The sequence below is a fragment of the Bacillus manliponensis genome (genome assembly GCF_000712595.1).
Lineage (GTDB): Bacteria > Bacillota > Bacilli > Bacillales > Bacillaceae_G > Bacillus_A > Bacillus_A manliponensis.
Window position 1 is genome coordinate 14,762 of record NZ_JOTN01000029.1, and the last position, 12,501, is coordinate 27,262.

General features: G+C 37.8%; 12 protein-coding genes, 1 tRNA gene and 1 riboswitch. Of the genes, 3 read left to right on the forward strand and 10 right to left on the reverse strand.

What is annotated here, in order from left to right; genetic code table 11:
- Window positions 1–238: 238 nt before the first annotated feature.
- From BAMA_RS21160 to groES, 4 genes are all read right to left on the reverse strand, one after another.
- Window positions 239–1,168: a tyrosine-type recombinase/integrase gene (locus tag BAMA_RS21160; RefSeq protein WP_034643337.1), complete on the reverse strand. Its 930-nt coding sequence runs from the start codon at window positions 1,166–1,168 to the stop codon at window positions 239–241.
- A 161-nt stretch (window positions 1,169–1,329) separates the two neighbouring features.
- A complete protein-coding gene (gene guaA / locus BAMA_RS21165; protein ID WP_157406053.1) occupies window positions 1,330–2,868 on the reverse strand; it encodes a glutamine-hydrolyzing GMP synthase in 1,539 nt (512 codons plus the stop codon).
- Window positions 2,869–3,026: 158 nt separating this feature from the next.
- Window positions 3,027–3,128, reverse strand: a riboswitch (purine riboswitch).
- A 177-nt stretch (window positions 3,129–3,305) separates the two neighbouring features.
- Window positions 3,306–4,940 carry a chaperonin GroEL gene (gene groL, locus BAMA_RS21170; RefSeq protein ID WP_034643342.1) on the reverse strand — a complete coding sequence of 545 codons (1,635 nt, stop codon included), beginning with the start codon at window positions 4,938–4,940 and terminating at the stop codon, window positions 3,306–3,308.
- 38 nt (window positions 4,941–4,978) lie between these two features.
- Window positions 4,979–5,263 (reverse strand): co-chaperone GroES, encoded by a 285-nt coding sequence (gene groES / locus BAMA_RS21175; RefSeq protein WP_034643345.1) that lies wholly within the window; start codon window positions 5,261–5,263, stop codon window positions 4,979–4,981.
- 363 nt (window positions 5,264–5,626) lie between these two features.
- Between groES and BAMA_RS21180 the strand changes: the two genes are divergently transcribed.
- Window positions 5,627–6,376, forward strand: a complete 750-nt coding sequence (locus BAMA_RS21180; protein WP_034643348.1) for a CPBP family intramembrane glutamic endopeptidase — start codon at window positions 5,627–5,629, stop codon at window positions 6,374–6,376.
- Window positions 6,373–6,579 carry a YdiK family protein gene (locus BAMA_RS21185; protein WP_034643351.1) on the forward strand — a complete coding sequence of 69 codons (207 nt, stop codon included), beginning with the start codon at window positions 6,373–6,375 and terminating at the stop codon, window positions 6,577–6,579. Before BAMA_RS21180 ends, BAMA_RS21185 begins: the two co-directional genes overlap by 4 nt.
- Window positions 6,580–6,606: 27 nt before the next feature.
- Here the strand turns inward: BAMA_RS21185 and BAMA_RS21190 are convergent, their stop codons facing one another.
- Window positions 6,607–7,236: a redox-sensing transcriptional repressor Rex gene (locus BAMA_RS21190; protein ID WP_034643353.1), complete on the reverse strand. Its 630-nt coding sequence runs from the start codon at window positions 7,234–7,236 to the stop codon at window positions 6,607–6,609.
- Between the two features lie 185 nt (window positions 7,237–7,421).
- On the opposite strand from BAMA_RS21190, the gene BAMA_RS21195 reads away from it, so the two are divergent.
- Window positions 7,422–9,347, forward strand: coding sequence for an ABC-F family ATP-binding cassette domain-containing protein (locus BAMA_RS21195; RefSeq protein ID WP_275451153.1), 1,926 nt, complete (start codon window positions 7,422–7,424; stop codon window positions 9,345–9,347).
- A 243-nt stretch (window positions 9,348–9,590) separates the two neighbouring features.
- Here BAMA_RS21195 and tsaD read toward each other — a convergent pair whose 3' ends face one another.
- The 5 genes from tsaD to BAMA_RS21220 form a co-directional block, all read right to left on the reverse strand.
- Window positions 9,591–10,607 carry a tRNA (adenosine(37)-N6)-threonylcarbamoyltransferase complex transferase subunit TsaD gene (gene tsaD / locus BAMA_RS21200; RefSeq protein ID WP_034643355.1) on the reverse strand — a complete coding sequence of 339 codons (1,017 nt, stop codon included), beginning with the start codon at window positions 10,605–10,607 and terminating at the stop codon, window positions 9,591–9,593.
- On the reverse strand, window positions 10,607–11,050 hold the full coding sequence (gene rimI / locus BAMA_RS21205) for a ribosomal protein S18-alanine N-acetyltransferase (protein ID WP_034643357.1): 444 nt from the start codon (window positions 11,048–11,050) through the stop codon (window positions 10,607–10,609). Before rimI ends, tsaD begins: the two co-directional genes overlap by 1 nt.
- A 13-nt stretch (window positions 11,051–11,063) precedes the next feature.
- Window positions 11,064–11,756, reverse strand: a complete 693-nt coding sequence (gene tsaB / locus BAMA_RS21210; RefSeq protein ID WP_034643361.1) for a tRNA (adenosine(37)-N6)-threonylcarbamoyltransferase complex dimerization subunit type 1 TsaB — start codon at window positions 11,754–11,756, stop codon at window positions 11,064–11,066.
- Window positions 11,737–12,210 carry a tRNA (adenosine(37)-N6)-threonylcarbamoyltransferase complex ATPase subunit type 1 TsaE gene (gene tsaE / locus BAMA_RS21215; protein ID WP_034643363.1) on the reverse strand — a complete coding sequence of 158 codons (474 nt, stop codon included), beginning with the start codon at window positions 12,208–12,210 and terminating at the stop codon, window positions 11,737–11,739. Before tsaE ends, tsaB begins: the two co-directional genes overlap by 20 nt.
- A 180-nt stretch (window positions 12,211–12,390) precedes the next feature.
- A tRNA-Asp gene (locus tag BAMA_RS21220) sits at window positions 12,391–12,466 on the reverse strand.
- Window positions 12,467–12,501: the final 35 nt, after the last annotated feature.

Genomic DNA, 12,501 nt, shown 5'->3' on the forward strand with positions numbered 1-12,501 from the left:
GCTAACCTGTTCAAGTTTAACGAGTGCTAGGTCATTCCTCGTTTGGAAATTACCATACACTTCCTAAAAAAGACAATAGGAAACCAAGCCCCTTGCATACCATTTTTGAAAAATGATATAATACAAGTGCTAGATGTACGGGTATTCCGTTATTTAGTTTTGATTTGTAATGTTTAACTTTCGGTCACCTACTGCGAATAGGTGACTTTTCCTTTTTATTGGTTCTTTTCCTCTCCATTCAAATTCTCAATTTGTTTAAAGGAGACTTTATCCTTCCCATATTTAAAATCGTTTCCTGATCTAATCCTTTGAGATAATTTGCTGTGATTTGCGTGTCAAAGTGCCCCAACAACCTACTTAAACTATAGACATCTAATCCATTACGCAATTGCTTCTGTGCGAAGTAGTGCCTGCAATCATGAGGTGAACAGCGAACTTCCTTTCTTACACCAGCATTTAAACAGTGTTCTTTCAAGATTGTATTAATCCTTGAACGTGATAAACGTTCAGCACACTGATCTAAAAAGTAATAATCCTCTATCAAATCTGGATGCTTTAACTTAAAACGTTCCTTCTTTAGTTCTTCGTATTTACGCATATATCGCCTCATGATCTTACTGATGTATACTAGGCGTTGTTTAGACCCCTTACCGTGGATTAAAATATGCTTAGTTGATACATCGTTAACTTTGATATTACAGAGTTCACTTACACGTATTCCTGTATCAAACAGCATGATTAAAATAAGTTTATCCCTTACATTAGAGTACGTCTTTTGGGCTACATCGCCTATAATCCTCTGTACTTCTTCATCATTGAATGTAAAGATTACTCTCTTCTCCTCTTTAAGGTTTTTAATCTTCCTCATTGGATTATCAAATTCATCTATAAACTCTTCCTCAACCAAGTAGTTAAAGAACACACGCAAGGTTGCTAAACTACCATTAATCGTGATCTGTTTTTCATTCCCTAACTGTTGACAGTGTTGGATATACTTTTTCATATGTAGCGTTTGTACATCCTCGACTTCTGAAACCTCAAACTCATTCTCCATAAAGTAATGCCAACGCTTCAAACGATATGTACAAAGATCAATGTACTCAGGCTTCCTATTTTGAATCTGTTGGTTCATTCGAAAGTCATCAATGTGTTCAATGATATTAGACAAACAAAAAACCCCCTTCTATTCGCAAAATACACGAATAAAAGAGAGTTTAATTTCAATGATAAATAGTTGTACGTTACATGTAGTCCCGTTAGCCCAAAAACCAAGATAAACGTTGATAAATCAACATTTATCTCACCTTCCCACTAACTTTAGATCACCTGTTATTCCCACTCAATCGTTGCTGGTGGTTTAGAAGTAATGTCATACACAACGCGGTTCACGTGTTTTACTTCATTTACGATACGTACAGAGATTTTCTCTAATACATCCCATGGGATACGTGCCCAGTCTGCTGTCATACCGTCAATTGATGTTACTGCACGAATACCTACTGTGTAATCATACGTACGCTCGTCACCCATTACACCTACGCTGCGCATACCAGGAAGCGCTGTGAAGTATTGCCACACTTCACGCTCTAGACCTGCTTTTAAGATCTCCTCGCGTAAGATTGCATCAGATTCACGAACGATTTCTAATTTTTCTTCCGTTACTTCACCTAGAACACGAATACCAAGTCCTGGTCCTGGGAAAGGTTGACGCCATACGATATCATCTGAAATTCCTAGTTCAGATCCTAATACACGTACTTCGTCTTTAAATAACGTATTTAATGGTTCAATTAATTTGAACTGCATATCTTCTGGCAGTCCACCAACGTTATGGTGAGACTTAATTGTTTGCGCAGTTGCTGTACCACTTTCAACGATGTCTGTATACAGTGTACCTTGCGCCAAGAAGTCCATTCCTTGTAACTTGGATGCTTCATCATCAAATACATAGATGAACTCGTTACCGATGATTTTACGTTTTTGCTCTGGATCTTCGACACCTGCTAATTTACTCATGAAGCGTTCTTTTGCATCTACTTTAATAACATTCATATTAAAGCCTTCGCTAAATGTTTTCATAACACCTTCCGCTTCACCTTTACGAAGTAAGCCGTGGTCAACGAAAATACATGTTAACTGATCGCCGATTGCTTTATGAATTAATACTGCCACAACAGAAGAATCTACACCGCCGCTAAGTGCGCATAGTACTTTTTTATCGCCGACTGTTTCACGAATCTTTTCAATTTCTACTTCAATAAAGTTTTCCATGTTCCAACCCTCAGAACAACCACATACGCCAAATACGAAGTTCTTAATTAAGTCATTACCGTATTCAGAGTGACGTACTTCTGGGTGGAATTGTACACCATATAACTTCTCAGCTTCATTGCTCATAGCAGCAATTGGACAAGAGTCACTTGTTGCATCTACTACGAAGCCTTCAGGTAAACCTGTTACTAAGTCACCGTGGCTCATCCATACAACTTGCTCTTCTGGAAGACTTGTATACATTTTTGATTCATTTTTAACTGTTAAAACAGCTTTTCCGTATTCGCGGTGCTCTGCACGCTCTACTTTTCCGCCGAAGTGCTTTGTCATAAGCTGCATGCCATAGCAAATACCAAAGATTGGTAAGCCTAGTTCAAAAATCTTTTCATCACAGTGGAACGCATCTTCACCGTATACACTATTTGGTCCACCAGAGAAAATGATTCCTTTTGGATTCATCGCTTTAATTTCTTCTGCTGTAATTGTATGTGGATGAAGTTCACTATACACACCAAATTCACGAATACGACGTGCGATTAACTGGTTGTACTGACTTCCGAAATCTAAAACAATAATTGTATCATGCTGCTTCTTCAAAATAATCACCCCAACGTTAGTTCTCTGTATAAGTATTTTTACCGATAATGGTAAAAAGAATTACCAATGCAATAAAAAAAGCTAGTCCCCCGCCTCAAGTCTCGATACAACAAGAAGGCAGGAGCCTAGCTTTATAGAGAAATCCGTTCTTTATAAAGATATAGCTACACTGCCTTCATAGTCAGGTTATTTACGGCAACCCGGTAGAGACTCTCAAACCATATTTTTGAGGATATATGAAGGAATATACTTTATATTATCTTCCTAGATTCTAACAATGAAATGTAAATATGGTCAAGAGAGAAAACGACAAAATACTACAGAAATTATTTTCCTAACAAAAAGACTACCTCCTCTTTCAAGGAAGTAGTCTTTACTTTGAATATCAAAGTATGGCGAGAAACAATCTAAACTGTCTCTCAGAAATGATGTAAAAATTACATCATGCCGCCCATACCGCCCATTCCCATGCCGCCCATGTCAGGCATTGCTGGTGCGTTTGGTTCTGGTTTGTCAGCAACTACAGCTTCAGTTGTTAAGAACATAGCTGCTACAGATGCTGCGTTTTGTAGAGCAGAGCGAGTTACTTTCGCTGGGTCTACGATACCTGTTTCAAGCATGTTTACCCACTCGCCAGTTGCTGCGTTGAAACCAACGCCTACTTTTTCGCCTTTTAGACGCTCAACAACTACAGATCCTTCTAGACCAGCGTTGATTGCGATTTGACGAACTGGCTCTTCTAATGCGCGAAGTACAATGTTGATACCTGTCGCTTCGTCACCAGTTGCTTCAATGCTAGCTACTTTAGTGTATACGTTCATTAGAGACGTACCACCACCAGCTACGATACCTTCTTCTACTGCTGCGCGAGTAGAGTTTAAAGCATCTTCAATGCGTAGTTTACGCTCTTTTAATTCTGTTTCAGTTGCTGCACCGACTTTAATTACAGCTACACCGCCCGCAAGTTTTGCAAGACGCTCTTGTAATTTTTCACGATCGAACTCAGAAGTTGTTTCTTCTAATTGTGCACGGATTTGACCGATACGAGCTCCGATTTGCTCAGTGCTACCTACACCTTCAACAACTGTTGTATTTTCTTTCGTTACAACAACTTTACCAGCGCGTCCTAAAGATGTAACTGTAGCAGATTTCAAGTCACGGCCAAGTTCTTCAGTGATTACTTCACCGCCAGTTAAAATCGCGATATCTTCTAGCATTGCTTTACGACGGTCACCAAATCCAGGAGCTTTTACAGCTACTACATTGAATGTACCACGAAGTTTGTTCACTACTAATGTAGCTAACGCTTCGCCTTCTACGTCCTCAGCGATGATAAGAAGTGGTTTACCTTGTTGTACCACTTGCTCTAACACTGGTAAGATTTCTTGAATGTTAGCAATCTTTTTGTCAGTGATTAAAATGTATGGATTATCAAGAACTGCTTCCATTTTATCAGAATCAGTAATCATGTAAGGAGAAGCATATCCGCGGTCGAACTGCATACCTTCTACTACATCTAATTCTGTTGTGAAGCCTTTAGACTCTTCTAATGTGATAACGCCATCGTTACCAACGCGCTCCATTGCTTCTGCAATTAGTTTACCTACTTCTTCATCAGCAGCAGAAATTGCAGCTACTTGCGCGATAGAAGATTTACCTTCGATTGGTTTAGAAATTGTTTTTAACTCTTCAACTGCAGCTACTACAGCTTTTTCGATTCCTTTACGAAGACCCATTGGGTTTGCACCCGCTGTTACGTTCTTTAAACCTTCGCGAATCATTGCTTGCGCTAATACAGTTGCAGTTGTAGTTCCATCACCAGCTACATCGTTTGTTTTGCTAGCAACTTCTGCTACTAATTTTGCACCCATGTTTTCGAATGCATCTTCTAATTCGATTTCTTTTGCGATTGTTACACCGTCATTTGTAATAAGCGGAGAACCGAATTTTTTCTCAAGTACAACGTTGCGACCTTTTGGTCCAAGTGTTACTTTTACTGCATTTGCAAGAGTGTCTACACCACGTAGCATTGAACGACGTGCTTCTTCACTAAATTTAATATCTTTTGCCATACCTTTTGACCCCCTTGAATTTTTAAAAGTTTATATAATTAACCGATAACTGCTAAAATGTCGCTTTCACGTAAAATTAAGTATTCTGCACCTTCGTACTTCACTTCAGTACCTGCATATTTTGAGAAGATAATACGATTACCTGCAGCTACTTCTAGAGCTACACGCTCACCATTTTCAAGTACACGCCCAGTACCAACTGCAACAACTTTACCTTCTTGTGGTTTTTCCTTTGCTGTGTCTGGTAAAACGATACCGCTTGCTGTTTTTTCTTCTGCTTGAACAAGCTCAATGATAACTCGATCACCTAATGGCTTTAGCATGAACAACAACCTCCTCAATAGACTATGTAAATTCTTTTTATTAGCACTCGAATACAACGAGTGCTAACACACTTATAATAATAAATAATCTGAATTTCTTTTGCAAGTAAAAAACATAACTTTTCAAAAAATAGAATCTATACGTATATAGGTAGACCTTCCTCATCTTCCATCGATATTCCAGCTTGGACTATGTTACAATATGAAAGATGCCATAAGTTGTTTTCTCTATAGGCACCGCATTTTCCTGTTTTACGAATGAAATTTTCATTAGAGATTTATTAAAAGATACATATAGATTAGGTAGGCACGTACTATCCTTACCTATCTCATAACATAATGTTGCGAAAGGTGGTAAGCAATTTGAAAAAACAATATTGGTGGATTATCATTACATACATCTTAATGCAATTGTCAGGTTTAGTTGGTGGCCTGCTCCTTCTTAAAACTGGACTATATGATAACCGAGGATATACGCTTGACGAAAAGATACAAATGATAACTGCTCATTGGGGAATTATTAGTTTCTCGATTGGATTATGCATTGTATTATGGTTACTTCGCGAAGATATGCGCGAGAGCCGTCTAGATCATGACCGCGCCACAATCCCTGCTACAATTGGGTGGATTATTATCGGTTTCTTTATGGCAATCTTCTCGCAATCAATCGCCGGTGCTATTGAAATGTACTTACTTGATATTAAACCAGGATCAGAAAACACGGAAAACTTAATGAAGGTTGCACGTATGAGCCCATGGTTCCTTCTTGTAATTTCGATACTAGGTCCAATTTTAGAAGAGATCGTATTTAGAAAAATTTTATTTGGTACGCTGTATAAGAGATTTAACTTCTTTATCTCAGCTTTAATTAGTTCACTTATATTCGCTGCAATTCATATGGACTTCGTACACTTATTAATCTATACTTCCATGGGATTTGTTTTTGCCTTCTTATATGTGAAAACGAAACGATTAATCGTTCCTATTATGGCCCATGTAGGAATGAATACAATGGTTGCTCTAATTCAAATAGGAATGAGCACTGAAGAAATGCAAAAAATGATAAAAGAAGCAGAAAAAATGCAAGGATTTATCGGAGGATTTTTAACATGAGAACTTCACCACTGTTCATGGCAACGTTATATTTCCTTCTCGGATGTGTTTTTACATACTTGGCTGTGACAAGTGTGCAAGGTCAAGATACGATTTGGAATTTCTATACACTATTACTTGCTGGAATGGCAACAATTGATTTTAATTTGGCACTTCGCCTTATCATTATTAAATTGAAAAATAAAGACAAACAAGAACAATAAAAACGCAGGGAACTTTCCCTGCGTTTTTTATTGTGGATAATTCTTTAAAAAGTAGACTAGCGTTTGTAATTCTACTGCTAAATCAATATGGTGAATCCGAATATTATCCGGTACGTTTAACCTTGCTGGTGTAAAGTTCAAAACGCCTTGCACATGTGTATGCGATAGACGGTCTGCTACACCTTGTGCAACAGTCGCAGGTACTGTTAATATCGCTACTTTTATATGATTTGACAGCCTTTCCTCAAGTTCATCTAAATGATATACAGGAATGCCTCCAATTTCTTTTCCAACTTTCTCTTCATCTACATCAAAGGCCATTTCAATTTTTGTATTGTTATTTTTTGTGAAATTGTAGTGTAAGAAAGCAGTCCCTAAATTCCCTACTCCGATAAGCGCTACACGTGTTACTTCATCTTGATCAAGCGTTTCACGGAAAAACGCTAATAAATAGTTTACATCGTAACCATATCCTTTTTTTCCTAACGCTCCAAAATATGAAAAATCGCGGCGAATTGTTGCGGAATCTACTTTCACCGCTTCACTTAATTCCGCAGATGAAACACGTTGCTTACCAGAAAGCGATAAATTTTGGATAAATCGATAGTATAGAGGCAATCTTTTCGCAGTCGCCTGCGGAATCTTTTGCTGACCCATGCAACCACTCCTCTCTTCCTATCTCCGTTCATTTCATTTGAACAAATACAGAAGTTTAGCACTTAAAAGCTTTCTTTGTATAATAGAGATAGAGCTTCTCTTTGTATTTTAAACTATACACTATTTTTAGTATCATTGAGAAATATAATCATGGAAAAGTTACGAATTTATTTGAGGTGAAAACATTGATTCTATTACAAGTAAACGGACTATCCAAATTGTTCGGCGCAGAAACGATTCTATCTAACATTAAATTAGAAGTACAAACGCGCGACCGCATCGCACTTGTTGGACGTAACGGTGCTGGAAAGTCTACACTATTAAAAGTTATTGCCGGTGAATTATCACATGACGGCGGAGAAATTATTAAGCCAAAAGACGTATCAATCGGATATCTTGCTCAGCATACTGGTTTAGAAACTTCTTTAAGCATTTGGGATGAGATGTTAACTGTCTTCTCTCATCTACAGCATATGGAAAAAGAATTAAGGCGACTTGAGCAAGAAATGGGAAAGGAAGAAGTATTTTCGAATGCTAACCTATATGAGAAGTTATTAACTGATTACGACCGTTTACAATTGGATTATAAAAATAAAGGCGGATATCAATATGAAGCGGACATTCGCTCTGTTTTAAGTGGACTTGGCTTTCCAACTGAAACACAAGGAGTTAAAATCTCAACTCTAAGCGGTGGTCAAAAAACTCGACTAGCTCTCGGGAAATTGTTGTTAACCAAGCCTGATCTACTCATTTTAGATGAGCCAACGAACCATCTAGACATCGATACATTAACTTGGTTAGAACAGTACTTACAAGGATATCCTGGTGCAATTTTAATCGTTTCCCACGACCGTTATTTCTTAGACAAACTTGTTACACAAGTATATGAAATCTCTCATAAAAAAAGTAAACGATATGTTGGCAATTACAGCAAATATTTAGATTTAAAAGCAGCTGCTTATGAACAAGAAATGCGCCTTTACGAAAAGCAACAAGAAGAAGTAGCAAAACTGGAAGATTTCATTCAAAAAAATATTGCCCGCGCTTCGACTACAAAACGAGCGCAGAGCAGACGCAAGCAGCTTGATCGAATGGAATTAATGGACAGACCACTTGGGGATACAAAATCAGCTTCCTTCCATTTTGATATCGAGCGTCAAAGTGGAAACGATGTACTACAAGTAAAAGATGTAGCAATTGGATACGACGATCATGCAATCATTGAAGATGTGCGCATGAACTTAACACGTGGGGATAGTGTCGCACTTGTTGGTCCAAACGGAATTGGAAAATCCACATTACTAAAATCAATTGTGGATAAGTTGGCACTTCTAAATGGAGAAATTTCATTCGGATCTAACGTTTCTATCGGCTATTATGACCAAGAGCAAGCAAAGTTAACATCTTCTAAGCGTGTGCTTGATGAACTATGGGATGATTATCCACTACAGCCTGAAAAAGAAATTCGCACTGTCCTTGGGAACTTCTTATTCTCAGGAGATGATGTATTAAAATCCGTTTCTTCATTAAGTGGTGGTGAAAAAGCACGGTTAGCTCTTGCAAAATTAATGATGCAAAAATCAAATTTACTCATTTTAGATGAGCCGACAAACCATCTTGATTTAAATAGTAAAGAAATATTAGAGAATGCACTAATCGATTTTCCAGGAACACTTTTATTTGTTTCCCATGATCGCTACTTTATTAACAGGGTTGCTACAAAGGTCATTGAGTTATCAACAGATGGTGCACAAGAATATTTAGGTGATTATGATTACTATGTGGAAAAGAAAACTGAAATGCTAGAACGTGCAGAACTTGAATCCACAGAAAAAGACGAACCTGTCAAAAAACAAATTGCACAAGAAAAATTAAACTATCTTGAAGAAAAAGAAAGAAAAAAACTAGAGCGTCAGCGATTACGCAAAATTGAAGAATTAGAAACAACTATTGCTGACTTAGAAGAAGCTATTGCTGCATTAGAAGCTGAGCTTTGTTTACCAGAAGTATATGCTGACTATGAAAGAGCTAGTGAAATCACAAATAATAAAGAAACAAAACAAACACATCTAGAACAACTGATGGAAGAATGGGAACAACTACAGGACTAAAATAACAAATAATAGGCAGGGACATTCATTTCTCTCTGCTTATTATTCCTTCCAATATGATATCAACATCCTTTATAAATTACCCACAACATTATTCACATATCCACCATTAGAAAACAAAGGATCATAATAAGTTTTCCACATTATACACAATGAATAAACAAATTATACACACAATAAAACCGATGTTATCAACAGATAACATCGGTTTTATCCACAGGTTGTGGTTAATTTTGTGTATAACTATGCTTCAATATCTAACCCAGGATTTGCATTTAATGCTAAGTTTGCACGCTTTCCTTGTTCATATGCAATTGTACCTGCTGCTGCAATCATCGCAGCGTTATCCGTACATAGAGATAATGGCGGGATAATAAGCTCAATATTCTCTTTCTCATGAAATGTTGCTTCTAACTGAGCTCTCAAGCCTTTATTTGCTGCAACCCCTCCAGCAAGAAGCACTTGTTTCACATTATACTCCTCGGCTGCCTTTACTGTTTTCGTAACTAACACGTCAATAACGCTCGCTTGGAAACTTGCTGCTAAATCTTCAGGTGCAATTTCTTCTCCTCTTTGCTTAGCGTTATGCACAGTGTTAATAACTGCCGATTTTAATCCACTGAAACTAAAATCATAAGAGTCTGGCTCAAGCCATGCACGAGGTAAATCAATCGTTGGTTCACCTTCATGTGCAAGTCTATCAATATGTGGTCCACCCGGATAAGGCAGTGCTAACGTACGAGCTACTTTATCGTAAGCTTCTCCTGCTGCATCATCTCTCGTTTCCCCAATTACTTCAAAAGAGCCATGTTCTTTCATATAAACAAGCTCTGTATGTCCTCCAGATACAACAAGTGATAACAATGGGAACTGCACTTCTTGTACTAAACGGTTCGCATAAATGTGCCCTGCGATATGATGTACACCAACAAGCGGAATATTATGAGCAAAGGCAATCGCTTTTGCTGCATTTACTCCAACTAGTAAAGCTCCAACTAATCCTGGTCCTTCCGTCACAGCAATTGCATCAATATCTTCAAAAGATATGTTTGCAGTTTGCATTGCTTCCTCTAGTACAACCGTTACTTGCTCCACATGATGACGAGAAGCAATTTCCGGAACAACCCCGCCAAAGCGTTTATGACTTTCAATTTGCGAAGAAACAATGTTTGTTACTATTTCTCGACCATTTTTCACTACTGCTACAGCTGTCTCATCACAGCTTGTTTCAATGCCCAGTATGATTATATCTTTTTTCATTATAAATTCACCCACATTACAAGACCATCTTCATAATTGTCTGTATAGTATCGTTTACGAATCCCACCATTTTGGAATCCTTGCTTTCGGTATAGCTTTTTTGCCACTTCATTGGAAACACGTACTTCAAGAGTCATTGTACTTGCTCCTAACTCTCTTGCTTGATTCATTACCTCTATTAATAATGCCTCTCCAAGCTTTTGACCACGATATTGCGGTAAGATCGCAACATTCGTAATATGTGATTCATCAATAATTATCCACAATCCACAGTAACCAATGATTTCTTCCGCTGTCTCCATAACGATGTAATGTGCATATTCGTTCATGGTTAATTCTCGCTCAAATGATTCTGCACTCCATGGAGTTGGGAAGGATGCTTCTTCAATTGCTACAATTTGTGCAATATCACCTTGTACCATCTTTCGAAACTTTATCTCCATTACCTAACTCCTATTACTTCTTTTGACTTTCTAACCATTTTGCTTCCGCTTCTGCTAAACGAAGGTAACTCGGTACAAATGTATGTACACTTTGCTCTTCTTTTTGCATTCCTAAAAATGCAAGTTCACTTGGTCTCGGATTATTTTTTGTGAACGCTGGAAATACAGCTTGTTCTCCTAAAGCTGCTACAATTGTTTCTTTATGCTGCTCTACATCATTTCCAATAAACAGGATCGGCTCTCCCATTTCTTTTAACATATGTAACCAATCTGCAATTAAAATTATTCTATCTTCTTTGGTACATGTAAATGTTTGATTCTCACACTTGTATAGGCCTGTATAAATTTGTTGACGACGACCATCAAATAATGGGCAAATGTAACCTGAGAAATTCACACCATTTGCCGCTAATGCCTCCAAGCTTGATACTCCAGCTATCGGAATGTTTAATGACCATGCTAGTGTTTTCGCTACTGTCACACCTATACGAACGCCCGTATAAGAACCTGGCCCAGCCGCCACAACGATTTTATTTAATTCATTTGGCTTTACATTACATTCTTGTAAAAGCTCTTCTATCGCTGGCATAAGACGAACAGAGTGATTTTTCGTTAAGTTCGTAATCACTTCTCCAACAACAGTATTTCCATCAATAAGAGAAACCCCCATTACATAATTGGAAGTATCAATTGCTAGTACTTTCATCTTGTAATAGCTCCTCACATAATCTAATATAACGATCTCCGCTTGGTTCAAATACGATTCTTCTTGTATCATTACCCGCGTGGAATAAACTAATCTTCACAAGTGATTCCGGTAGAAATTGCTCAATTAAATGAGCCCATTCTACTACTGTTACACCTTCACCGTAAAAATACTCATCAAATCCTAAATCTTCTTCGCTTTCGGCTAAACGATATACATCCATATGATATAAAGGCACTCTCCCTTTATATTCTTTTATAATATTGAATGTAGGGCTGTTTACAACTCGCTTCACTCCAAGACCTTTTGCAAGACCTTTTGTAAATGTTGTTTTTCCAGCACCTAAATCACCTTCTAAAAGCAAAACGTCCTGCTTTTGAATGAGCTGTCCTAGTTTTTCTGATAACGCCTGTGTTGCTTCAGACGATGTTGTTATAATTTCATATTGCTTCACACGTTTCACCTACCTTACTATCTTTTTATTATACAGTGTTTTTATCGTTGTTTCAGGTTTGATATATAAAAAAGACCTTAGGAGTTGTTCCTAAGGATAAGGTTGACTGTCTTATAAGTTTTCTTAAAAATAAACAAAAAAATACGAAACAATCTGTTTCGTTCTTTTCTTTGTATAAAATGGCGGTCCCGACGGGAATCGAACCCGCGATCTCCTGCGTGACAGGCAGGCATGTTAACCGCTACACCACGGGACCATTGGTTGCGGGGACAGGATTTGAACCTGCGACCT